At 56.7% G+C, this 23,704-nt stretch carries 24 protein-coding genes; 15 read left to right on the top strand and 9 right to left on the bottom strand.

All coding sequences use genetic code 11. The annotated features are described in order from the left end of the window. Positions 1–36: 36 nt before the first annotated feature. Positions 37–522 (top strand): MarR family winged helix-turn-helix transcriptional regulator, encoded by a 486-nt coding sequence (locus tag ACZ9W6_RS00840; RefSeq protein ID WP_465189153.1) that lies wholly within the window; start codon positions 37–39, stop codon positions 520–522. A gap of 4 nt (positions 523–526) precedes the next feature. After that, positions 527–1,693 (top strand): MFS transporter, encoded by a 1,167-nt coding sequence (locus ACZ9W6_RS00845; protein WP_465189154.1) that lies wholly within the window; start codon positions 527–529, stop codon positions 1,691–1,693. A gap of 46 nt (positions 1,694–1,739) precedes the next feature. Here the strand turns inward: ACZ9W6_RS00845 and ACZ9W6_RS00850 are convergent, their stop codons facing one another. Both ACZ9W6_RS00850 and putA read right to left on the bottom strand, forming a co-directional pair. Next, positions 1,740–2,966, bottom strand: coding sequence for a branched-chain amino acid ABC transporter substrate-binding protein (locus ACZ9W6_RS00850; RefSeq protein ID WP_465189155.1), 1,227 nt, complete (start codon positions 2,964–2,966; stop codon positions 1,740–1,742). A gap of 127 nt (positions 2,967–3,093) precedes the next feature. Beyond that, positions 3,094–6,708 (bottom strand): trifunctional transcriptional regulator/proline dehydrogenase/L-glutamate gamma-semialdehyde dehydrogenase, encoded by a 3,615-nt coding sequence (gene putA / locus ACZ9W6_RS00855; RefSeq protein ID WP_465189156.1) that lies wholly within the window; start codon positions 6,706–6,708, stop codon positions 3,094–3,096. A gap of 239 nt (positions 6,709–6,947) precedes the next feature. Here putA and ACZ9W6_RS00860 point away from each other — a divergent pair, with 239 nt between their 5' ends. Genes ACZ9W6_RS00860 through ACZ9W6_RS00870 form a run of 3 tightly spaced genes read left to right on the top strand, consistent with a single transcriptional unit; the run spans position 6,948 to position 8,673 of the window. Next, positions 6,948–7,544, top strand: coding sequence for an IMPACT family protein (locus ACZ9W6_RS00860; RefSeq protein WP_465189157.1), 597 nt, complete (start codon positions 6,948–6,950; stop codon positions 7,542–7,544). Beyond that, a complete protein-coding gene (locus ACZ9W6_RS00865; protein ID WP_465189158.1) occupies positions 7,531–8,118 on the top strand; it encodes a Crp/Fnr family transcriptional regulator in 588 nt (195 codons plus the stop codon). Before ACZ9W6_RS00860 ends, ACZ9W6_RS00865 begins: the two co-directional genes overlap by 14 nt. 54 nt (positions 8,119–8,172) lie before the next feature. Further along, positions 8,173–8,673: a YgjV family protein gene (locus ACZ9W6_RS00870; RefSeq protein ID WP_465189159.1), complete on the top strand. Its 501-nt coding sequence runs from the start codon at positions 8,173–8,175 to the stop codon at positions 8,671–8,673. On the opposite strand, the gene ACZ9W6_RS00875 is transcribed toward ACZ9W6_RS00870, so the two are convergent. From ACZ9W6_RS00875 to ACZ9W6_RS00885, 3 genes are read right to left on the bottom strand one after another with little or no spacing between them, the layout of a single operon-like run. Continuing rightward, the gene (locus ACZ9W6_RS00875; RefSeq protein ID WP_465189160.1) at positions 8,659–9,132 is read right to left on the bottom strand and encodes an Lrp/AsnC family transcriptional regulator; all 474 of its coding nucleotides are present in this window, start codon (positions 9,130–9,132) and stop codon (positions 8,659–8,661) included. The genes ACZ9W6_RS00870 and ACZ9W6_RS00875 overlap by 15 nt on opposite strands. 50 nt (positions 9,133–9,182) lie before the next feature. After that, complete coding sequence (gene mobA / locus ACZ9W6_RS00880; protein ID WP_465189161.1) at positions 9,183–9,785, bottom strand: molybdenum cofactor guanylyltransferase; 603 nt, start codon at positions 9,783–9,785, stop codon at positions 9,183–9,185. Continuing rightward, positions 9,782–10,054 carry a hypothetical protein gene (locus ACZ9W6_RS00885; protein WP_465189162.1) on the bottom strand — a complete coding sequence of 91 codons (273 nt, stop codon included), beginning with the start codon at positions 10,052–10,054 and terminating at the stop codon, positions 9,782–9,784. The genes mobA and ACZ9W6_RS00885 overlap by 4 nt, the downstream gene beginning before the upstream one ends. Before the next feature lie 30 nt (positions 10,055–10,084). Here ACZ9W6_RS00885 and ACZ9W6_RS00890 point away from each other — a divergent pair, with 30 nt between their 5' ends. Then, on the top strand, positions 10,085–11,080 hold the full coding sequence (locus tag ACZ9W6_RS00890) for a BMP family lipoprotein (RefSeq protein WP_465189163.1): 996 nt from the start codon (positions 10,085–10,087) through the stop codon (positions 11,078–11,080). 67 nt (positions 11,081–11,147) lie between these two features. Here ACZ9W6_RS00890 and ACZ9W6_RS00895 read toward each other — a convergent pair whose 3' ends face one another. Together ACZ9W6_RS00895 and ACZ9W6_RS00900 are read right to left on the bottom strand one after the other, a co-directional pair. After that, positions 11,148–12,728: a response regulator gene (locus ACZ9W6_RS00895; protein ID WP_465189164.1), complete on the bottom strand. Its 1,581-nt coding sequence runs from the start codon at positions 12,726–12,728 to the stop codon at positions 11,148–11,150. A 217-nt stretch (positions 12,729–12,945) separates the two neighbouring features. After that, the gene (locus ACZ9W6_RS00900; RefSeq protein WP_465189165.1) at positions 12,946–13,395 is read right to left on the bottom strand and encodes a universal stress protein; all 450 of its coding nucleotides are present in this window, start codon (positions 13,393–13,395) and stop codon (positions 12,946–12,948) included. Positions 13,396–13,508: 113 nt separating this feature from the next. Between ACZ9W6_RS00900 and ACZ9W6_RS00905 the strand changes: the two genes are divergently transcribed. The 5 genes from ACZ9W6_RS00905 to ACZ9W6_RS00925 all read left to right on the top strand — a co-directional run bounded on the left by ACZ9W6_RS00905 (position 13,509) and on the right by ACZ9W6_RS00925 (position 17,879). Continuing rightward, the gene (locus ACZ9W6_RS00905; RefSeq protein ID WP_465189166.1) at positions 13,509–13,946 is read left to right on the top strand and encodes an acyl-CoA thioesterase; all 438 of its coding nucleotides are present in this window, start codon (positions 13,509–13,511) and stop codon (positions 13,944–13,946) included. A 3-nt stretch (positions 13,947–13,949) separates the two neighbouring features. Beyond that, positions 13,950–14,366 carry a hypothetical protein gene (locus ACZ9W6_RS00910; protein ID WP_465189167.1) on the top strand — a complete coding sequence of 139 codons (417 nt, stop codon included), beginning with the start codon at positions 13,950–13,952 and terminating at the stop codon, positions 14,364–14,366. Between the two features lie 55 nt (positions 14,367–14,421). Beyond that, a complete protein-coding gene (locus ACZ9W6_RS00915) occupies positions 14,422–15,255 on the top strand; it encodes an AAA family ATPase (RefSeq protein WP_465189168.1) in 834 nt (277 codons plus the stop codon). Beyond that, entirely contained in the window at positions 15,252–16,232 is a 981-nt protein-coding gene (locus ACZ9W6_RS00920) for a tyrosine recombinase XerC (RefSeq protein WP_465189169.1), read from the top strand. Before ACZ9W6_RS00915 ends, ACZ9W6_RS00920 begins: the two co-directional genes overlap by 4 nt. A gap of 123 nt (positions 16,233–16,355) precedes the next feature. After that, positions 16,356–17,879, top strand: coding sequence for a PilZ domain-containing protein (locus tag ACZ9W6_RS00925; RefSeq protein ID WP_465189170.1), 1,524 nt, complete (start codon positions 16,356–16,358; stop codon positions 17,877–17,879). Between the two features lie 39 nt (positions 17,880–17,918). Here ACZ9W6_RS00925 and ACZ9W6_RS00930 read toward each other — a convergent pair whose 3' ends face one another. Continuing rightward, positions 17,919–18,749, bottom strand: coding sequence for an SDR family NAD(P)-dependent oxidoreductase (locus ACZ9W6_RS00930; RefSeq protein WP_465189460.1), 831 nt, complete (start codon positions 18,747–18,749; stop codon positions 17,919–17,921). Between the two features lie 143 nt (positions 18,750–18,892). Here ACZ9W6_RS00930 and xseB point away from each other — a divergent pair, with 143 nt between their 5' ends. Genes xseB through ACZ9W6_RS00950 form a run of 4 tightly spaced genes read left to right on the top strand, consistent with a single transcriptional unit; the run spans position 18,893 to position 23,180 of the window. After that, on the top strand, positions 18,893–19,126 hold the full coding sequence (gene xseB / locus ACZ9W6_RS00935) for an exodeoxyribonuclease VII small subunit (protein ID WP_465189171.1): 234 nt from the start codon (positions 18,893–18,895) through the stop codon (positions 19,124–19,126). Further along, the gene (locus ACZ9W6_RS00940; RefSeq protein ID WP_465189172.1) at positions 19,116–20,012 is read left to right on the top strand and encodes a polyprenyl synthetase family protein; all 897 of its coding nucleotides are present in this window, start codon (positions 19,116–19,118) and stop codon (positions 20,010–20,012) included. The genes xseB and ACZ9W6_RS00940 overlap by 11 nt, the downstream gene beginning before the upstream one ends. 22 nt (positions 20,013–20,034) lie before the next feature. Beyond that, positions 20,035–21,882, top strand: coding sequence for a 1-deoxy-D-xylulose-5-phosphate synthase (gene dxs / locus ACZ9W6_RS00945; protein ID WP_465189173.1), 1,848 nt, complete (start codon positions 20,035–20,037; stop codon positions 21,880–21,882). Between the two features lie 8 nt (positions 21,883–21,890). Further along, a complete protein-coding gene (locus ACZ9W6_RS00950; protein WP_465189174.1) occupies positions 21,891–23,180 on the top strand; it encodes an MgtC/SapB family protein in 1,290 nt (429 codons plus the stop codon). Here the strand turns inward: ACZ9W6_RS00950 and ACZ9W6_RS00955 are convergent. After that, on the bottom strand, positions 23,177–23,596 hold the full coding sequence (locus tag ACZ9W6_RS00955) for an acyl-CoA thioesterase (RefSeq protein ID WP_465189175.1): 420 nt from the start codon (positions 23,594–23,596) through the stop codon (positions 23,177–23,179). The genes ACZ9W6_RS00950 and ACZ9W6_RS00955 overlap by 4 nt on opposite strands. Positions 23,597–23,704 lie beyond the last annotated feature (108 nt).

Genomic DNA, 23,704 nt, shown 5'->3' on the forward strand with positions numbered 1-23,704 from the left:
CATATCTTCCAAAGAAGATTCTTACAGGGAAGCAGAATGGACGAGATTGATGGCTTTCTGAGCCAGTGGCAACAAAGCAAACCCGAGCTCGACCCGATGCCGCTGGCCGTACTCGGGCGGATTGCACGACTGATGGCAGCCTTCGAGCAGGTCCGCGATGCAGCATTGGCACCGCACGAACTCAAATATGGCGAGTTTGATGTTTTGGCTACGCTGCGACGCCAAGGGGAACCATACACCCTCACCCCGACCGAGCTTTATCGCTCCTTGCTGCTGAGCTCGGGCGCAGTCAGTAAGCGGCTGGACAAGCTCGAACTGGCCGGATTGATTACCCGCACGCCAGACCCCAGTGACAAACGTGGCTGGCTGGTCAGCCTGACAGCAGCTGGCAAGGAAAAACTCGAAGCCGCGCTGCAGGACCACACTGCTGCCCAGCAAACCCTGCTGGCCAAGCTGCCGGCAGAACAGCAACAACAGCTAGCCGGCCTGCTTCGCAGCTGGTTACAAGGAATTGAAAAATAACACCATGAGCAAGACACACATCAATAAACTGGCCTGCGGCGCTCTGATTCTGCTGGCCGGTCTCAATCTGCGGCCAGCCCTTGCCAGCATCGCCCCACTGATGGAGCTGATTACCGGCCACACCGGCATGAGCTATGGCATGGCTGCGCTGCTGACCACCCTGCCGGTGCTGATCATGGGTGCCGCTGCCTTCAGTCTTGGCTGGCTGAAAAAGCTCACCGGCACACGCAAGGGCGTCAGTTACGCCCTGCTCCTGATCGCCGCCTCCTGCCTGCTGCGACTGCTTGGCGAACACAGCAGCGTGCTGATTGCCTCGGCCGCTCTTGCCGGCCTTGGTATTGCCGCCATCCAGATCCTGATTCCCGGCATGATCAAGCTGCACTTCGGCAAGCACACCTCATTGATGATGGGGCTTTATGTAACCTCGCTGATGGGCGGTGCTACTGTTTCTGCCGGCAGCGCCGCCTGGCTGGCTGAACATAGCAGCTGGCAGCAGGCACTGGCCCTGTGGAGCCCGCCGGCAGCACTGACTGCATTGCTGTGGCTATGGCTGGCCCCGGCCGATCATCACGGCTCGGCATCCGGCAGCCACTCGAGCGCACCGATCCGCATCCATCGCCTGCCGATGGCTTGGGCACTGGCCATTTATTTCGGCATCGGCACCGCGATTTACGTCTGCACGCTGGCCTGGCTGCCACCCTACTTCACCAGTCTTGGCTACAGCGCACAGCAAGGCGGGCTGATGCTCAGCTATATGACGGCCTTCGAAGTTGCCAGCGGACTGCTGCTGCCGGTTATCGCCAGTCGCTTCAGTGATCTGCGACCCTGGCTTGCCCTAGCGATTGCGGCCAACCTTGCCGGCCTGCTCGGCATCAGCCTGCAAGGCACCGAAAACAGCCTGCTCTGGGTTGCCATTCTTGGCGCCGGTATTGGCGGCTTGTTCCCGCTGACCATGATCCTGACGCTGCAGCATCTTGACGATCCGCAGCATGCCGGCGAACTGACCGCCTTTGTACAAGGCATAGGCTATATCATGGCCGCGGCTGCCCCGGTTGCTGCCGGCGCGATTCGCGACCTTACCAACAGTTTCACGCTTTCCTGGCTGCTGCTTGCCGGCACGGCAAGCATCCTGTTTGCCATGACCCTGTTCATGCGCCGCAAAACGCACTGAAATAAAAAAAGCCGGTGCATGCACCGGCTTTTTCAAACAACACCAATTACTTGGCAGCAGAAGCAGCTGCGGCAGCAGGCGCCGCACCACCACCAACAGTCTCCAGCACCTTCCATTCGCCGTTCTCGACCTTGTAGACAGTGATACCACCGTCTTTCAGATCACCCTTCTCATCATAAGACCAGCTGGCGGAAGTCACACCGGAGTGGTTGATTGCGGCCAACTTCGGCAGGTAATCAGCAGGCTTCACGGAATCAGCCTCTTTCATCGCAGCGATCAGTACGCGAGTCGCGTCATAACCGTACGGCGAGTAAGTCGCTACATCCATATTGAAACGTGCCTTGTAACGGCTGGCATAATCCGGGCCCTTAGGCATGTTTTCCAGCGGCAGACCCGCCAGCGAAGCGATGGTGCCATCAGCCTCTTTGCCAGCCAGCTTCAGGAAAGTCGGGGTCTTGGTCATTTCGCCGGAAACCAGCGGAGCCTTCAGGCCCAGACGCTTCATCTGTTTGGCCATTGGCGCGGATTGCGCATCTGCACCGCCGTAGAACACCACATCAGGAGCAGCTGCCTTGATGGAAGTCAGAATCGCGGCAAAGTCGGTAGCCTTGTCGTTAGTGAATTCACGTTTCACCACTTCGCCACCTGCAGCCTTGACAGCCTTCTCGAACTCGTCAGCCAGACCCTGGCCATAAGCGGTACGGTCATCGATGATGACAATCTTCTTCGCGCCCAGTTTTTCAACCACGAACTTGCCCATTACCGAACCCTGCTGGGTGTCGGAAGTCATGGAGCGGAAGGTGGTCTTGTAGCTCTGCTGGGTAAAGGCAGGAGCAGTCGCCATGGCAACTTGCGGCAGACCAGCGTCAGAGTAGATCTTGGATGCAGGAATCGACGTGCCGGAGTTGAAGTGGCCAACGATACCGGCAACCTGGTTGTCTACGAATTTCTGAGCCAGCTGGGTAGCGATCTTGGGATCGGCCTGGTCATCTTCGGCAACCAATTCAAAAGTCACGGCCTTGCCGGCAATAGTCGGCTTCTCGGCATTGGCATCTTCGATGGCCAGTGTCACACCGTTCTTGTATTCCTCACCATAGTGAGCTTGCGGGCCAGTCAGCGGCGCAGCAAAACCGATCTTGACGACTTCGGCTGCAGCAGAAGCGCCAGCCGATGCATCAGCCGCAGGGGCAGCTTCTTCTTTTTTGCCGCAGGCAGACAGGGCCACAGCAGCAGCGACAGCCAGGGAAATCGTGGTCAATTTGGTCAGTTGCATGTTCTCTTCTCTCAGTACGGCGGTGTAAATCGCGAAACAACCCGCCAACATGTTTCGCGTTATGCCAAGCGCAGATTGCAATACTCCCACCGCAATCCGCACCCGGCAAATTTTTATACAATATTCATTACTCGCTGATGCTCATCAGGCTGGCATTACCACCCGCCGCAGTCGTGTTGACGCTGACAGCACGCTCCACCACCAGACGGTGCAGGTTATAGCCCTCACCCTCTTCAAGCAGCAAGGGCAACAAGGCACCATCGCGCTGCGCCAACACCTGACGGGCAGCTGCAGCATCGTTGCCGGCATACAACACCGCCGTCGCCGCAACCTTGTCCAGACCGTCATTGCTCTGGCTGACAAAGCGCGCCAGCGCCTGCGGCAGGTTGGCCGCAAGCGGACCACCAAGCAGCACCGCCTGATTACCGGTAGCCGCTACCGCAATCAGCTGGGTCACCAGCGCCGGCAAAGTCTCGGCAACGCAAACCACGACACCACGCGGCGCGAAGCTCAGGGTATTACGTTCGCCAGTCGGACCAGGCAGGGTCACCACGGTGCCCAGCGGGCTGTGACGACGTGCATAAGCAATCGCCTCGCGCCAGCGATCCTGCGACGCCGCATCGCTACCCAGTACTGGCAGCACCTCCTGCAAGGCATCAAGCTGCGGCAGATTGGTATTCAGCAGCGCACCAGCCAGCTCCGGCTCCCAAGCCGCACGCGTCAGGCGATACAGATAGTACGGGCCACCGGCTTTCGGGCCGGTACCTGACTTGCCTTCACCACCGAATGGCTGCACGCCAACCACCGCACCGACGATATTGCGGTTCACATAGACGTTACCGACCTTCACTCGCGACACGATGTGATCGATAGATTCGTCGATACGGCTGTGAATACCGTGGGTCAGGCCATAGCCGGAGGCATTGATTTCGTCGATGACCTGATCGATATCACGCGCCGCAAAGCGGATCACGTGCAGCACCGGGCCAAACACCTCACGCTTGAGTAAGGACAGCGAACGGATTTCGAACAATGTCGGCGCGATATAGCTACCCTCGGCACACTCTGGCGTCAGCACGGCCTGATAGCAGCTCTTGGCCTGAGTCCGCATCGCATCGATGTGCGCCTGCAGATTGCCACGCGCTTCCTCATCAATCACCGGGCCGATATCGGTATCGAAGCGCATCGGGTTGCCGACGCGCAACTCGTCCATCGCGCCCTTGATCATGGTAACGACCTTGTCGGCGATCTCTTCCTGCAGGTACAGCACGCGCAGTGCCGAGCAACGTTGGCCGGCGGAGTCGAACGCCGAAGAAATCACATCACCGACCACCTGCTCGGCCAGCGCCGAGCTGTCGACGATCATCGCATTCTGGCCGCCAGTTTCTGCCACCAGCGCAACCTCTTCGCCACGACGCGCCAGAGTACGATTGATCAGCTGGGCCACTTCGGTCGAGCCGGTAAAGATCACACCCTGAATCCGCGCATCGCCAGTCAGAGTGGCACCAACGGTCTCGCCACGACCCGGCAGGAACTGCAGCGCGCCACGCGGCACACCCGCCTCATGCAGCAGCTTCACCGCGTAAGCCGCGATCAGGCCGGTTTGCTCGGCCGGCTTGGCCAGCACCACATTGCCGGCAGCCAGCGAGGCAACCACCTCGCCGATAAAGATCGCCAGCGGGAAGTTCCACGGGCTGATGCAGACCACCGGGCCCAGTGGCAGATGAGTCTGGTTATTGAATTCGCGACGCACCTGCTCGGCGTAGTAACGGCAGAAGTCGACCGCCTCGCGCACTTCGGCAATCGCATTGCTGAGTGTCTTGCCGGCCTCACGCACGGCCAGCGCCATCAGCGTGGACATATTGGCTTCCATCGCATCGGCCATGCGCTCGAGGCACGCCGCACGCTCGGCTGGCGAAGTTGCTGCCCAGGCTGGTGCCGCCAGTACCGCTTGCTGCAGTGCCAGCTCGACATCTGCCAGCGATGCTTCCTGCACAGTGCCGACGATATCGCCGTGGCTGGCCGGATTGCGCACCGTTACCACTTCGCCATCTGTCGGCTCGCCTGCGGCCAACATTGGCGCAAACTTGTAAGGGAAGGCAGAGGCCGCCTGCAGCTCGACATTCAGCTGTTGCAGCACATGCTCATTGGCCAGATCGACACCGGCAGAGTTCAGGCGGCCGGCACCATACAGCTGACGCGGCAGAGCGATCTTGCCATGCGGCAAACCAGCCAGCTGACGAGCTTCGGCAACAGGATCTTCCACCAGATCTTCAATCGATACGCTTTCGTCAACGATACGGTTCACGAAAGAGCTGTTGGCACCGTTTTCCAGCAGGCGACGCACCAGATAGGCCAGCAGGGTTTCATGCGAACCGACCGGCGCATAAATGCGGCAAGGCTTGTCGAGGTTGGCCGCACCGACCACCTGGTCGTAAAGACTCTCGCCCATACCGTGCAGACACTGGAATTCGTAATCCTTGCCAGTTGCCAGCTGGTAAACCGCCGACAGCGTGTAGGCATTGTGAGTGGCAAACTGCGGGTAGATCGCATCCTGTGCGGCCAACAGTTTCTTGGCGCAAGCCAGGTAGGACACATCGGTATACACCTTGCGGGTGTAGACCGGATAACCATCCAGACCATCAACCTGGGCGCGCTTGATCTCGGCATCCCAGTAAGCGCCTTTCACCAGACGCACCATGAAGCGGTGACCGGTGCGACGTGCAAGGTCGATCAGGAAGTCAATCACATACGGACAGCGCTTCTGGTAAGCCTGCACCACGATGCCGATGCCTTCGAAACCGTTCAGGTCTGCATCATTGGCCAGCGCCTCGATCAGATCCATCGAGATTTCGAGACGGTCAGCTTCTTCGGCATCGATATTCAGGCCGATATTGTATTGCTTGGCCAGCAGGAACAGCTGCTTCAGACGCGGCAGCAGTTCGGCCATCATGCGGTCGTGCTTCATGCGCGCGTAACGCGGATGAATCGCCGACAGCTTCACCGAGATGCCCGGGCCATTGTAGATGCCACGGCCGGCAGACTCCTTGCCGATCGCGTGAATCGCGGTGACGTAATCCTTCAGATAACGCTGGGCATCTGCTTCTGTCAGCGCCGCTTCGCCCAGCATGTCATAGCTGAAACGATAGCCACGTGCCTCGCGCTCGCGGCCATTGGCCAGCGCCTCGTCAATTGTCTCGCCAGTCACGAACTGCTTGCCCAGCATGCGCATCGCCAGATCAACGCCCTTGCGGATCAGCGGCTCGCCGCCTTTGGCGACCATGCGCGTCAGCGCAGCCGACAGGCCGTGCGAGCTGTGCGAAGACACCAGCTTGCCGGTAACCACGAGGCCCCAGGCCGCGGCATTCACGAACAGCGAAGAGCTGTTACCCAGGTGGGACTTCCAGTCGCCGCCGGAAATCTTGTCGCGAATCAGACGGTCTGCGGTGGCGCGGTCCGGAATGCGCAGCAGCGCTTCGGCCAGACACATCAGGGCCACGCCTTCCTGACTGGACAGGGAGAACTCGTGCATCAGGGCATCCACCCCGCTGGACTTGGTACGCTCGCTACGCACCTTGCTGACAAGGCGCGAGGCCAGCGCTTTGACGGCTGTAACCTGCTCGGCAGGCATGGCCGCCTGCTCGACCAGCTCGCTGACACAAGTCTTTTCATCACGACGATAAGCAGCGGTAATGGCGTCTCTCAGGGCGCTTTGCTGACGGGCGAATGCCGGAAACTGCATGGAGTCTCACCTCAGATTGTTGGTTGTCCGATTTGTCTATTGTATACAATCTATATTCAACTTGTTGGACAATGCATAATTTACGCCATGACACACCCGACAAGAAAGCCATGCTGCAACATGAATGCAACATGTCGGCATGCCGTTTCGATAATCCGGCGGATGAACGAAAAAACACCCCGGCTTGCCGCACCTCACACCGTGGCTTAGAGTTCACCCTTACCTTACAAAGCTACGCCATGCCTGACACCCTGCTGAAACCCTGCCACGCCGAATTGCTGATCAAGAAAAGCCGCTTCATTGCCTGCATCGAACCGCTGGCCGACAGGCAAACCGCCCTGCAACGCGTGCAATTGCTGCGCGAACAACATCCTGGCGCCGCTCATGTCTGCTGGGCACTGATGGCGGGCGGACACTCTGCGGCCAACGATGATGGCGAGCCGTCCGGCACTGCCGGCCGCCCCATGCTGGACGTGTTGCGACACCAGCAACTGGAGGGCGTACTGGCCACCGTGGTGCGCTATTTTGGCGGCGTCAAACTCGGTGCTGGCGGCCTGGTTCGCGCTTACTCGGACAGTATAGCCACCGCTTTGCAAACTGCTGAACGCATCACTCTGCAGCGAAAATCCAGCCACAGCTGCCGCATTCCCTACCCGCTGGAAGGTAAAATCCGCCGCCTGCTGCAACAGGCCGATGCGGAACTGCTGGACTGCCAGCATGGCGATGCCGTGATCCTGCAATTCGAAATTGTCGAACAGAACAGCACGGAACTATGCGGCCAACTGCAAGAGGCCGCTCACGGTCAGCTTGAATGGCTGCGTGATGAAGAAGATTGAATTACCCGAGCCCACCGCGCTGCCGACCTCCCTTCCCCTTGCCCTGCAAGCACTGGGCCTGAATAACGATGCATTGGGCCAACTACCCAGCCAGACCGAGCTGTTACCCGCCGGCAGCACGCTCCTTGCACAAGGTCAACGCCAGCAACAGTTCTACTTCATCAAGTGTGGCATTGCCCGTGCCTGCCACTACAGCCAGAGCGGCCAGTTACGTTGCAAGGAGTTTTACTTTGAGGGCGAATTTTGCCTGGTTTACGACGCCTGGCTGATGCAAGCCGCCAGTCGCTATCAACTGGAAGCCCTGACTGATTTGCAGACCATCCGCCTGCCCTTGTCGTGGCTGGCGCAAGATGACTGGCAGCCTGTGCGCGAACAGCTGATCGCCCGCCAGCTGCTATACAAGGAACGCAAGGAAGCATTCCTGCTGTTGAATAATGCCGAAGAACGCTACCGGCAACTTTTGCAGGACTTCCCACACTGGCCACAGCGGCTAAGCCAGCAGCAACTGGCCAATTATCTGGGCATGACTGCCGTCAGTCTGTCCCGCATCCGGCAACGCATTAACAAGGGTTAATGCCGGCACATGCCCTGCCGGAGATGATGAGTGCCCTTACCCACCGCACTCATCATGTCAGACACCTTTCTACTTTCCCAGCTCCTCGTCAGCCTCGCATTGCTGCTGGACTTGCTGTCATTCCAGTTGCGGCACAAGCAGCAGACACTGCTTTGTCTTGCACTATCCTGCCTGCTCAATGCCGGCCACTTTCTGCTTTTGTCCCAGCCAAACGCTGCCTTGCTATTACTGCTCGCCAGCTGCCGCTTTCTGACCAGCGCCGTTTTTCCTTCTCCACGCTGGCATCGCTTCTATCTGCTGCTGGCACCCACCACCTTGCTGTGGCTGGGCAGCACCCCGCTGTCCTGGCTGGCGACTGCGGCCAACATGCTGCAAACCCATGCCGCCTTTCAGACCGGGGCACGCAAACTGCGTTACTGGATGCTGGCAGGCACGCTGTGCTGGCTGCTCAATAATGCGCTACTCGGCTCACCCGTAGCCGTCATCATGGAAGGTTTTTTCGCCGCCAGCATCCTGCTGAGCCTGTGGCGGCAAAGACGTTCAGATCTCGACTGAGGGAATCGACTTCATGCAGCGCAAGGCAAACATCGAGCGACTGTGCCTGATACCGGAAATCTTGTAGAGCTTTTCGCGCAAGAAGCGCTCGTAACCGGCAGTACCATCAACCGCCACCTTGATCAGGTAGTCGTACTCACCCGAGACCAGATGCGCCTCCAGCACTTCGGGCAAGGCGGCCAACTCTTCGCCAAAACGTGCCAGCGTGTCGTCTTCGTGACCATTCAGCGTCACCTCGATCAGCACCGTATCCGGCAGACCCATTTTTTTCTGGTTCAGCAGCGCGACATAGCCTTCGATATAGCCCTCCTTCTCCAGCTGGCGGGTATGGTTCCAGCAAGCCGTACTGGACATCCCGACTCGCTCGGCCAGCTCCGCATTGGAAAGACGTGCATTGCGCTGCAGTTCGCGCAGGATTTGCCTGTCTTGCTGCGACAGGGTGTATTCGTTGTCAGCCATGTTTCGCTTCTGATGAAATTGTTGGGTCAAGCAAAGATAAAGTCGTGCCTTCAGATTTGCCGACTGGCAGATGAGCGGATGGCCGGATGCTCAGCCAGTAGCTGCAAGGCATGCGGGTCATTGGCATTGGCGAAACCCTCTGCGGGCAGTCGGCACTCAAGCAAGGGCACGGACGCCAGCCAGCCACGAATACTGCGCCCACCAGCCTGTAAATAAGGCGCCACTGTTGCCAGCAAAGGTCGGGGCACCAGCACACAGGCAGGCTGCGGCCCCTGCTCGGTCACCGGCAGAATCACCTGATCACGCCCTGCGGCAACAAGCGTTGCCACCAGATCCAATGGCAACAAAGGCATATCACAGGCCGCCAGCTGTACCAGCCCTATATCTCTTGGCAAACAGTTTTCTGCCGTAGCCAACGCAGCCAAAGGCCCCATGCCCTGCCATTCAGGCTCATCCGCAAAGACATCATCCGCATACTGACGATAATGCTCGGTATTGCGATTGGCACTGATATAGATGCGGTCAAGCTGCGGACGCAGCCGCCGAACCACGTGGGCAATCAAAGGTTGGCCGCAAAGCTCCACCAAGCCCTTGTCCTGCCCCCCCATACGCCGGCCTTCGCCACCGGCAAGCAACAAGCCCGCCACGCTCACTTATAGAACACCAAAAGCATCGCCATCTCCAGAAACAGGATGTCAGCCAGAGCAGGCCCACCTCGCCCGGCACCGTCACCAACACTCCAAAAGAAGCCAAAATATTCAAAAATGCGACCAGAAACTACACAATCACGCCAATCAACACTACAAGCAGCACTTATATCGGTAAACTCATCCCCCGCATTTTCAACCTGCGGGCAGCAAACAGGCGCGCGGGAATGTTCATTCCATTGGCAAATCAGCAAGAACAATGGAATGAAAAACACTCACCCCGATAACACGAAAAGAAGACAACCATGGCTAACTGCAAATTCCTTGCGCCGCTGACCCTCTCCCTGCTGTGCATTGGCTCCGCCCATGCCTTTACCCCAGCTGTAGTGTACGGTGCCTCCGGCAAGTTCGACAAAAGCTTCAACGAAGCCGCCTTCACCGGTGCCGAACGCTTCAAAAAAGCAACCGGCCTGACCTACCGCGAAGCCCAGGTCAATAACGAGGCACAGAAAGAACAGGTACTGCGCAACCTGGCCCGCCGCAATGTTGACCTGATCATTGCCGTCGGTTTTGCCTACACCCAGTCGGTACAGGCTATCGCCGCCGAGTTTCCGAATGTGAAATTCACCATTGTTGATGACGTTGCCAAGGGCAACAATGTGCAATCGGTTGTCTTCAAGGAACAGGAAGGCTCTTATCTGGTCGGTATGGCTGCCGGCCTCGCCTCCAAATCCAACAAGGTTGGCTTCATCGGCGGCATGGATGTACCGCTGATCCGCGCCTTCGGCTGCGGCTTTGCCCAGGGTGCCAAGGCTGCCAACGGCAAGATTGAAGTCATCAGCAATATGACCGGCACCACTGGCCAGGCCTTCAACGACCCGGCACGCGGTGGCGAGCTGGCTCGCAGCCAGTTTGACCGTGGCGTAGATGTCGTCTTCCACGCCGCCGCCAGCACCGGCATGGGCGTACTGCAGGCAGCCAAGGACAAAAACAAACTCGGCATCGGCGTAGACTCCAACCAGAATCACCTGTTCCCAGGTTTTGTATTGACCTCCATGCTCAAGCGTGTCGACAACGCGGTTTACAACGCCATGATGGCCGGCAAAGAGGGCAACTGGAAGCCCGGCGTGGTCACTATGGGCTTGAAAGAAGGCGGTGTTGACTGGGCACTGGATGCCAACAACCGCAAACTGGTCAGCAAGGAAATGGAAAGCCGCGTAACACAAGCCAAAAAAGACATCATCTCCGGCAAGATCAAGGTGGTTGACTATCGTGCAGGCAACAGCTGCCCGGTGAAGTAATCGTACTTACTTGTACTAAACGAAAAAGCCGGCACCAAGCCGGCTTTTTTAATATGCATATCATACGTCAACCAGACAAAACTTCTCGCCTGGATAATTCAGCACGAAAACCCCGTACCCTCTCGTGCTCTGGCGGCAACCAGCCCAACAGCTGCCTAGCCTTATCAAGCACACCCTCCTCCTTCGACATCAACAGAAGTGCGCAGGCATTCATGCCAAGACGATCATTATGCGTCTCCATTGCAGCATCAAACAGCATCAACGTGGCCTGTTGCTTCTGGCCATTTTTCACCAGCTCCATAGCCTTATCATTGGAGGTCTGCAATCTAGAGTAAGCCTGCTCGATAACATCCGCCAGACTCTCACTTTCACGACACAAAGCTGAAAGCTGCTCTACATCCAGATGATTCTTCACAAACCGCAAGGATAGTTGTTCAAACCACTCTATAGCCGGATGCTCGCCCTGCTCTACCTGTACTCGTACGGCCGCCTCGACGAATCGAGTCACATCGCGCCAAGGAGCCGGCACTGCCAGGAGGCGTTGCAATGCCTGTTTGAGCAACTCCTGCGCCTCGCTATAGTTTTTTCTTGCCAACGCCGACAGAGCCCGACAGGTCAGCGAGAGGAACTGATCCGAATCGGACTTCAGCATGCCGGCCAGCTCCTTGGACAGCCGATCCATCTTGTCCAGTTGCTCGCTCTCACTGTAAGCCTGCAACAGATCGACCATAACGCCAGGACCGAATGCGCTATTGTTTCGGCCTATCAGCACGGCTTTCTCAAGATAAGCCGCCGCTTTGGCCGGGTCGCCGACACTCAGCGCCACCTCGCCACAACTGCACAAGCGCAGAAAATTTCGCGGCGAAAGAGCAACCGCCTTCTCCAGTATCGATAAAGCCTCGGCAAACTGGCCACAATGGCTAAGATTGTGCGCCAAGGCATCATAGGCATCGGTGTAGCTCGGCGCCTCAGAAATGATTTCATTAAGCAGATCAGTACTTTGCGACACTTCATCCTGCTCACGCAGAATCCGCACCATACCCATCTTTGCCCATGGAATCGCCCGCATTGACAGTATTTTTTCGTAAACGGCGCGAGCATCGCGAAACTGATCACTCGCCAGGTAAGTCTCCGCCATCAAACGCAGCACATCCATCAGCTGGACATTGTTTTCTGCCACAGTCTCCAGCTGTCTGAGTACCGTAATGGCACCCGCGACGTCCCCTACACCCAATTTCAGATGTGCCGGCTTAAGAAACAATTTTCGCTTATGAGAAAGCTCAAGGCGATCGAGGAGCGTCTGGCTAGAGAAAGGTTTGAGAATGTAATCATCAGGAGCAACTTCGGCAGCGGCGACAACGCGTTCGTACTTCCGCTCACCGGTGATCATGATCCAGACAGACGTCAGCGGATACCCACCCTCCCGACGCAACAACTCGAGCAACTCTTGCCCATTCATTCCTTCGCCGAGATTGTAGTCACACAAGACAATGTCAAAGACCTTCTTGCGAATTCGCTGCAAACCGTCAGCCGCATTTACCGCAGTCTCCGAGCGAGTAATACCGACATTACCCAACATTGTCCTCAGCGATTGCCTGACTGTATGCGAATCCTCGATGATCAATACGGATGTCGATGGATCAAACATTGATGGCGTCCTGAACCTGTTCTAATTTGCTAAGTTTTGCTTGTTATAAATATAACTCAAAATTACAACTTACCCACCGCAGAATTCACTAACGCTTTAAAGCGCAGCACATCTGGCAGTCCAGAAAAACAGGTCAAAAGTTATGCTCAGCATATGCAATATATAAACAAAAAGCGCCATGAGAAAGCCACATGGCGCTTTGAACGGTTCAATCAAGTTACTCCCCTGGATGGCGCACCAGCAATACAGGAACATCCGCCATTTTGAGCACGCCCTCCGCCACACTACCCAGCAGCAAGTGCATCAAGCCACCCAGACCATGTGTTCCCATTACTATAAGGTCAGCCCCCCACTTGTTTGCATCATCAATGATGACACTGGCCAAACGATCGCCCCAGCTCTCAAGCACGGCCCCCTGAGGATTTACACCCAGCACCTCGGCTTTTTGCTTGGCTTGCCCCAGCACCTGCTCGCCAGCCTGCTTGATAGAATCTTGCAATTCGGCCGCATCAAGAAACTCCGCACCACCCCAGCCAAACTGGGCCAGATCAACCACATGAACTAATCTCACCGTTGCGCCGACTTCCGCAGCCAAACGACACGCTTCATTCAACGCCAGAGCAGATGTCTCACTATCATCTACAGGTACAAAAATACGCTGGTACATAATTACCCCCTCATGTGCGATGAATCACTCTCTTGCCTTTATGATAGCTTTATTCAAAGCAAGTTATTTGACAAGCACCAACAGCCCTACGCTCCGCAAAACAAGGCACAATCATGGCCAGAGTCGAAATTCCGCCCCTTACCCGATCCATTTTCAGCACTGAAATCACTGTTGATGTTTCACACATCAACTACGCCGGCCACATGGGTAACGATAGTGCGCTGAGGCTTGCCCATGAGGCAAGAATCAGATTCCTTGCACAATTGGGCTGCTCAGAGTCTGATGTTTACGGTGCCGGCATCATCATTGCAGATGCCGCGATCATCTATCAGGCCGAAGCCTTTCATGCGGATCGACTCAGGATTGAGCTCGGTGTTACAAACTTCTCGCGTGTCGCATGCGAACTTGTTTACCAAGCCACACGCATGAGAGACAATAGCCCCATACTACGCATCAAAACAGGTGTAGTGTTTTTTGACTATGCCAGACGCCAGGCTTGCCCGATACCGGGCCAGTTCATAGAACGATGCAATACAGTTCAAGGGGAGTAAAAAATGGAGAATTACCACATCAACAGCCCCGAAGCGATTGCCCGCATTCTCGCCATGTTCATGATTACAGACGGGAATATGGATCCTCGGGAAATCGAAACGCTTGAAAGCCTGCATGTTTATGAAATCATCGGGCTACCCAGAAAAGCTTTTATTGATGTCCTGATCAAATACTGCGATGACCTCACCGATGATGCGGATGGCGAAGGCACCATTCATCTGCTGTCAGCCCAACGCATCAATGAAGTACTGGACATCATTACCGACCGAAAAAAGAAACTGCTTTGTTGCGCCCTCGCATTGGATATCTGCAAATCAGACGCCATGATCAGTGAGCCAGAGATGCTTCTGTTACGGCACATGATGCTGCACTGGAAAATCACACTTGACGACATCGAGAACGAATTCGTCCGCCAGTAAGCAGTTTGCACCCTCAATTACGGCCACCAGCGGTGGCCGTTTTGCATAGCACACAATGAAGAATATTGAACTTAACAGCCACGACGGCTATATCGCCACACCTGAACTTCTGATGGCAGTCAAAGCCGCCATGACCCTGCAACGCCCCTTGCTGCTGAAGGGCGAACCGGGTACCGGCAAGACCATGCTGGCCGAAATGGTAGCCAAAAAACTGGGCAAGGAACTGATCGTCTGGCCGATCAAATCCACCACCAAGGCACAGCACGGCCTGTATGAATACGACGCAGTATCGCGCTTGCGTGATTCCCAACTTGGCGATGTCAAAGTACACGATATCCGGAACTACCTGCTCAAAGGCAAACTCTGGCAAGCATTCGAGAGCACCTCAGCCCCGGTACTGTTGATCGACGAGATCGACAAGGCCGACATCGAGTTCCCTAATGATCTGCTACGCGAACTTGACCAGATGGAGTTCCATGTTCACGAAACCGGGGAAGTCATCAAGGCAATTGAGCGCCCGATCATTATCATCACCTCGAATAATGAAAAAGAGTTGCCGGATGCATTCCTGCGTCGCTGCTTCTTCCACTTCATCAGCTTTCCGGATGAGGATACGCTGCGCCAGATCATCCACGCCCACTTCCCTGATCTGCATGAGCAACTGGTGAGCAAGGCATTGAGCCAGTTCATGCAAATCCGTGGCATGCACGACCTCAAGAAAAAGCCATCGACGTCAGAACTGCTCGACTGGATAAAACTGCTGATTGCTGATGGCAACACCGCAATCAGCAACAATGAGCAAGCCCTGCCCCATGCAGGCGCACTGATCAAGAGTGAACAGGATATGTCTGCACTCAAACGTCTGTTCCGCATGCTGGCGCAACGATGATTCAGGAGCAACATGAGTCCTGCGGCTGGGACGCTCTGATTGCCCGCTTCGAAGTCCAGCTACAACTTGGCGCCAGAAGTCCTCATACCCAGAAAGCCTATCTCAGGGACTTAAAACACCTGGCCGAGTTGACTCTACTGGCAAGTCCGACGCAGCTGACGACCCTGGCTGCACAACGCGCCATGGCTCAACTCAGACATCGCGGCATTTCGCCCAGGTCGCTTGCCAGAATGCTCTCATCCTGGCGCAAGTTTTTTAGCTGGCTGCATGATGAAAAGATAGTCAACGGCAACCCATGTGCCGGCCTGCGCCCTCCCAAAAGCCCGCAACGCCTGCCGAAGGCGCTGAGTGTCGATTCCGCCATCCAGCTACTCGAACACGAGGATGACAGCAAACTGGCCTTGCGTGACAAGGCAATGTTCGAACTGATGTATTCGTCCGGCCTGCGCCTGAGCGAAACAACGGCACTCGATGTCAAAGATATCGATCTTGACGAATGTCTGGTCCAGGTAAAAGGCAAAGGTAGCCGTGAGCGCATCCTTCCCGTTGGCCGCAAAGCCGTAGCGGCAATTCGTGCGTGGTTGGCCATCCGTCAGCAGGCTGGCTGTGAAGCCTTGTTTGTCAGCGAGCAAGGCTCACGACTTTCAAGTCGGCAACTGGCCCGGAGGCTGGATGCCTGGCAACGGGCCGCAGGCTTCCCGCAACATGTCCACCCGCATATGCTGCGACACTCCTTTGCCAGCCATATCCTTCAATCATCAGGAGATTTGCGAGCCGTGCAGGAAATGCTGGGCCATGCCAACCTCGCCACCACCCAGCTCTATACCAGTCTGGACTTTCAGCACCTGTCACAGGTCTATGACAAGACTCATCCTCGGGCCAAGTCCGAAATACCTAAAGTGGCCATCGATACGACCGATGAAATACCCGAGGTAATACCCGTAGTCTTGCCACCCAAGAACAATCCCGCCAGATGACATACGGATTACAAATATAATCAGGAATTCCTTGTGTCACCTTGAATGATCCGCGATAAGATAATATAAGCTGACTTTTCAATTTCAAATGCACGCCCTACCACAGCCTACGCATAAATCATAATGATCGATCTCAAAGCCATACTCGGCTCCCTTGTCGGGAGGAAAAACTCGAGCGAAAGCACGGAGTCGGCCACGCTGCTGGTCAAGAATCTGCCAGATGCAGAGTATTACACCGCCCTTGTCGAAATCATCAAAGCGGTCAGCAAGATCAACAAGGACGCCACAGTCACGGCCAAGGACCGGATCAACACCCTTATTTACGTTGATTCGCGCGCCGTCAATATGCACAACAAGCTGTGCAAGGAATTCCTGCAAGGCTCTGCCCGCTCCAAGTCTTTTCTGCCAAGTATCCTGTCTTACTGGACCGAGCTATCCAATGGTTATCAGCTCTGCTTGCGCCAGATCCAGAACAGCAAGAATGTCTCGATTGACAGCACACTCGAACTTCTCACCGTTCGTGCCCTGCATCACCAACTGGGGCTGATCAAATGGAGTGCGCTGCGCTACATCGCCGCTGACGGCAGTACATGGCAGCAGGCCTACCGTTTGTACCAGTTCGCCGAGAGCAATAATTTCCATACCAAACGACTGGCGCTGTACGATAGCCACAGCAGCACAACCTCGGCCGAGGAGCTGATCATCCAGTCAGCCATGCTGCACCTTGCCCAGACAGACAATCTGCTGCCGCAAGAGATCGAAGCCATCCATCTCTTGCTGGAAAAACTGGTCGAAGGCGTCAAGCTGCAACTGCAAGCCTCGCAAAGCGATTTCCAGTACGTTATAAACCTTGACCTTTCTTCGCCGCCACAGCTGCTCCGCCGTGGCGTACTGGGAAAAGGTTGCCGTTACTGGTCTGGTGATCACGTCGTCAATCGCCTCGCCGATCTGATTCTCGACTTCGATCAGGGCGTGCCTGAGTCATTCTCTCGCGCGCTGCCGGCCATGAGTGTCGACAGCTGGCGCGAGCTACTGCAAAAGCTGTCTACCCGCTGGTCGCAAGATGGTGGCAAGTCGATGCGTCGCCACGAACGCCTGCCGTCAACCGGTCAGGCTCGTGTCGAAGTCGGCTTTGAAAAGGTGGCACACCACCTCAAGGTCAATCGCAATGCGGCCATCAGCGACGACAGCATCAACCCAGAATGGCGAGTCAACGATGCCAGCGAAGCCGGCATGGGTCTCGTGTATATCGGACGCGCGGTAGACAGCCTGCTTATCGGGCGCAGTATCTGGATTTCCATCAAGGACAGGCCCAGCCAGCTCGGCATCATTCGCCGGGTTCAGCGCTTGGCAGAAGGTGGCACGCGCCTGGGTATTGAATTATTGGGCACCTTGCCACTACCCGTAACACTTGGTGAGCGTGACAGCCAAGCCAGTAATAACAATAACGGTCTGTATATCACCCAGACCAATGCGCAAAAGGGTCGCCGGATCTTTCTGGTACCCAAGATGTTGGCGCAAGGCGGCAAGATCCTGAACTTCATTGCCAATGGCAAATCCTACCAGATCCGCATCACCCGGCTGGTCGAGGAGTTTGAAGACTGCTACCAGGTCGAGTTTGAAACACTCGAACGCATCAGCAACTGAATCATCATGCGGCCAACCTTGAAGGTTGGCCGCATACATTCAAGCCACTTTGCCCAGCACTCTGTCCATCAGCCGCGTCGGCAACAGCCACTTAAGCCACCAGAACAAATGCGTCGGGAAAGTCACCCGATAGCGCGCCGCCGGGCACTTTGCGTATAGTGCTTTTTCCACCTTGGCCAATACCGCCTCGCCACCCAGCGTGAATGGCGCGGCATGTCCGACTTTTTTCAGGCGCGCCAGCTGAAGCAGATATGCCGCCTTGTGCGCACTGGCCTCGACATTGATGTTTTGCTCAAAGTGACGCAGCGCATTCTGGCGAAATCGACTTTCAATCGGCCCGGGCTCGATCAGGCTCACCCAGACATTGCTGCCCGCCAGCTCCAGCCGCAAGGTGTCACACAGGCCTTCCATCGCGAACTTGCTGGCGTTATAGGCCCCGCGATACTTCATTGCGGCAAAACCCAATACCGAGCTGTTGAACAAGATGCGACCATGCCCTTGCTGACGCATGATCGGCAAGACCAGATTGGTCATCTCCCAGGCACCAAACAGATTGGTCTCGAACTGCGCGCGCATTGCTTCGCGGCCAACGTCTTCTACTGCCCCAGGCTGACCATAGCCGGCGTTATTGAACAAGGCATCCAGTCGCCCGCCAGTCAACCCCAGTACCCATTGCAGGCAGTCGCGCATGCTGTCGCTGTCGCAAACGTCCAGATACGCGGATTCAAAGCCCTCAGCCCGCAAGGCATCGACATCAGCCTGCTGCCTTGCCGTGGCAAATACTCGCCAGCCCTTGGCTTTCAGGCCTCTAGCCACGTCTAGACCGATACCACTGGAACAACCGGTGATCAGGATGCTGCCTTTTGCTATCATTTCTTGCTCGTTTTCGCCAAAACCGACACCTTAGCCGCATGCTGACAAGGCTGCAATTGCATTCCGATCAGGACTTTTTGCCCGCGGCGAAAACACCTACAATGGCAAGCTCGTGAAGCATGACAATGACAGGACACCTGATGGCCAAATCTGGCAAGAATTCCATCAGCTTTGAGACAGCACTCGCCCAGCTGGAAGAAATCATTCGCAGCATGGAAAGCGGCGACATGCCGCTGGATAATGCGCTGGAAAACTACAAAAAAGGCACCGAGCTGCTGAAGCTGTGCCAGAGCAAGCTCAACGAGGCAGAACTGCAGCTGAGCATTCTTGAAAATGACGAACTGAAGCCCCTGGACCTAGAAAATGAAAAATGAGCCGCTGCTTCAGTGGATGACCAGCACTCAGCAAGCTGTTGAACTGGCACTGGAACACTACCTGCCTGGCGAACACCGCCAGCCACAAACCTTGCATGCCGCCATGCGCTACAGCACCTTGCAGGGCGGCAAGCGCATTCGCCCGCTGCTGGCCTACGCCGCTGGCGAGCTGACCGGTGCCGACGAGGCCGATCTGGCCCGCACCGCCTGTGGCGTCGAAATGATCCATGCCTACTCACTGGTACACGACGACATGCCGTGCATGGACGACGATGTACTGCGTCGCGGCAAACCGACCTGCCATATTGCCTTTGACGAGGCAACCGCCTTGCTGGTTGGCGACTCATTGCAAACACTGGCGTTCGAGCTGCTGGCCAGCCCGGACAGCAAACTGCCCCCTGCCACACAGCTGACCATGGTCAGGCTGCTGGCGCAGGCATCTGGCCATGCCGGCATGGCTGGCGGCCAGGCGATCGACCTGTCTTCGGTGGGCAAACAGCTGAACCAGACCGAACTGGAATTCATGCACTGCCTGAAGACTGGCGCGCTGATTCGTGCCGCCGTCCTCCTGGGTGCCCATTGCGGCCAACCTTTGTCAGCAGACGAACTCGACGCGCTCGATCACTTTGCCAAACGCATCGGCCTGGCCTTCCAGGTCGTCGATGATGTACTGGATGTAGAGGCCGACTCGCAAACCTTGGGCAAAACCGCCGGCAAGGACGAGGCCAATGACAAGCCGACCTACGTCAGCCTGATGGGCCTGTCCTCTGCCAAACAATACGCACGTGATCTTTACGAGGACGCCATCAGCGCCCTATCGCCATTTGGCAGCAAGGCCGAGCGCCTGCGCCAGTTGGCCGAATATATTGTAGCTCGCTCTTTCTGAGCCCTATTCAGAACAACAGAACATGACCAAACTGCTCGAAAACATCAACAGCCCGCAGGATTTGCGCCAGTTAAAACGCAGCGAATTGCCGCAACTGGCCGGCGAATTGCGCGAGTTCCTGGTTGACTCTGTCAGCAAGACCGGCGGCCACTTCGCCTCCAATCTCGGCAGTATCGAGCTGACCATTGCCCTGCACTACGTCTTCAACACACCGGAAGACCGCCTGGTATGGGACGTCGGCCACCAGACCTACCCGCACAAGATTCTGACTGGTCGCCGCGAGCGCATGTCGACCATGCGCCAGCAAGGCGGCCTGGCAGGCTTCCCCAAGCGTGACGAATCCGAGTACGACACCTTTGGCGTGGGTCACTCGTCCACCTCTATTGGCGCAGCATTGGGCATGGCCGTTGCGGCCAAGGTACAAGGCACAGATCGCAAGTGTGTCGCCATTATCGGTGATGGCTCGATGACTGCCGGCCAGGCTTTCGAAGCACTGAATAACGCCGGCGCCATGGACACCGACCTGTTGGTGATCCTCAACGACAACGATATGTCGATCTCGCCGAATGTCGGCGCGCTCAACAATTATCTGGCCAAGCTGATGTCGGGTCGTTTCTACGCCGCGGTCAAACAAGGCAGCAACAAGGTGCTCGGCATGGCACCGCCACTGCGCGACATTGCCAGCAAGATGGAAGAGCACGTCAAGGGCATGTTCACGCCCGGCACGCTGTTTGAAGAATTCGGCTTCAACTACATCGGGCCGATCGATGGTCACGATGTGGACGTGCTGGTCGACACGCTGAAGAACATCCGCAGCCTGAAAGGGCCGCAGTTCCTGCATGTCGTCACCAAAAAAGGCCAGGGCTACAAGCTCGCCGAGAATGATCCGGTCAAGTATCACGGCGTCACCAAGTTTGACCCGGCCAACGGTCTGGCTGGGAGCAAACCTGCCAGCAGCCCGCAATACACCCAGGTCTTTGGTGACTGGATCTGCGATATGGCAAAGCTCGACTCGCGACTCGTCGGCATCACGCCGGCAATGCGCGAAGGCTCGGGGCTTGTCCGTTTTGAGCAGGAGAATCCGGATCGCTACTTCGACGTGGCGATTGCCGAGCAGCACGCCGTTACCTTTGCCGCCGGCATGGCCTGTGATGGCATGAAGCCGGTGGTCGCAATCTACTCGACCTTCCTGCAGCGCGCCTACGACCAGCTGATTCACGATGTGGCGCTGCAGAATCTGCCGGTAATGTTCGCCATTGACCGCGCCGGCCTCGTCGGTGCCGACGGGCCGACCCATGCCGGCTCGTTCGACCTGTCCTTCCTGCGTTGCATTCCCAATATGCTGATAGCAGCGCCATCTGACGAAAACGAATGTCGCCAACTGCTCTACACCGCCTTCATGCACGACGGCCCGAGTGCTGTCCGCTATCCACGCGGCACAGGTCCTGGTACACCGATCGAAAGCCAGATGCAGGCCTTGCCTGTCGGCAAGGGCATCGTTCGCCGCAAGGGTGGCAAGATCGCCATTCTCGCCTTCGGCAGCATGGTGCAACCCGCCCTGACTGCTGCGGCAGCACTGGATGCCACCGTTGCCGATATGCGTTTTGTCAAACCGCTGGATCAGGAGCTGATTCTGCAACTGGCTAACGAGCATGATGTGCTGGTCACCATCGAGGAAAACGCCATCATGGGCGGGGTGGGCTCTGCCTGTCTGGAAGTGTTGGCCGCGAATGGTGCAAGCATCAAAGTACTGCAACTGGGACTGCCTGATGACTATATTGACCATGGTGACCCGGCCAAGCTGCTGGCCGACTGCGGCCTGGACGCCAGCGGGATAGAGGCTAGCATCCGCAAGTTCACACAAGCATAAGGACAGGCATGAGCTGGGAATGGCAAAACTGGCTGAATCTGGCTCATGGCCCTTATGAGAGCCTTCCGGCGATCGTGACCAGCCTTGGCATCGGCCTGCTGATCGGTGTCGAGCGCGAACGCAAAAAGGCGCCGCTGGCTGGCATCCGTACCTTTCCCTTGCTGGCGATGCTGGGCTGCCTGCTGGGGCTGATTCCGGTAGCAGCCCCACTGTCTGGCCTGCTGCCGACAGCCGGCCTGCTCGTGGTGGCATCACTGGGCTTTCTGCCTAGCGGCAGCAAGCCCGAGCAGGAGCCGAGAACCACCACGGTCAGCGCCTTGCTGATTGCCTATTGCCTTGGCCTGTTCTGCGCCCAGGGCTGGATTGAACTGGCGGTGGCAATTGCCATCATCGCCACCTCCCTGCTCTACCTGAAACCTGAGCTGAGCGGTATCAGCCAAAGACTGGATCGCAAGGACTCGCTGGCACTGCTGCAATTTGCCGCGCTGACCTTTGTCGTTCTGCCGATACTGCCCAATCATGGCTTCGGCCCTTACGCCGTCCTCAATCCTTACCGGATCTGGATGCTGGTGGTGCTGATCGTGGGGGTTGGTCTTGCCGGTTACTTTGCCGTCCGGCTGCTGGGCGAAAAAGTCGGCACACCGATTCTCGGCATCATGGGTGGCATGGTATCCACAACAGCCACCAGCCTTGTTTACGCCCGCGCTGCCAAAGAAAACCCAGCCAGCACCGTTCTTGCCGGCAGAGTCATCTTGCTGGCTAATCTGGTGCTGTTCGTGCGGCTGATACTGCTCACGCTTGCTATCGCGCCAACCATCATCAGCCATGCGCTGATCATGATGCTGCCACCACTCATCCTCGGCCTCGCCAGCACCTTCATGCATCGCAACGGTAGTGCACACAATGCAGCTGATGCACCCCAGTTACAACTGAGCAATCCGGCGGAACTGAAGCTTGCGCTGGGCTTTGCTGCGCTGTTTGCGCTGGTATTGATAGGTACTGCCTGGCTGATGGATCTGCTTGGCGACCGCGGCGTTTACATTGTAGCGCTGATTTCAGGGCTGAATGATGTCGATGCCATCACACTCACCGTGCTCGACATGGCCAGCAAGGGTAGCTTGGCCATCAATATCACTCTTGCCGCCATCAGCATTGCTGTCTGCAGCAATACCCTGTTCAAATTCGGCCTGATTGCCAGCATAGGCGGCAGACAGCTTGCCATGCGCTGCCTGCCAACCTTTAGCGCCATCGTGGCCGGGCTGATTCTCGGCCTGTGGCTAAACCAGCTGCTCTACTAAGCCTGACCCAGCGGCCCCAGCTGTTCGCGTATGGCAAGAGGAATGGGCACTGATTTGCCGAGTTTGTAATCGACCCAAACCAGCGTAGCCTCGCCTTCGGCATAGAGCACCTCATCGCCGTCCAGCCGAAATTCGTGCGCCAATACCAGACTGCTGCGGCCAACTTTGCGTACTTTCATCGTCACAATGACCTTGGCGGGGTAGTTCATCTCGCGTCGATACTGACAACTGGTTGCAGCCAGTACCGGACCGATACCATCTGGATCAATCGGGTAGCCCAGTGCATCAAGCCACTCTACCCGTGCCTGCTCCATATAGCGGAAGTAACAGGTGTTGTTCAGATGGCCGACGGCGTCCAGATCACCCCAACGCATGGGGACCACACATTCACCCAGATAATGCAAAGCTTCACTCATCAAGAATCCTCCCTGGTTGCACATTCTAGTTGGACACCCCCCTCAAGCATCAGCCCGAAAAGCCGAATAGTGTGTTCTGGCACGGGTCGCGCCAATGCTAAAATGTGT

Source organism: Vogesella lacus (assembly GCF_979366295.1).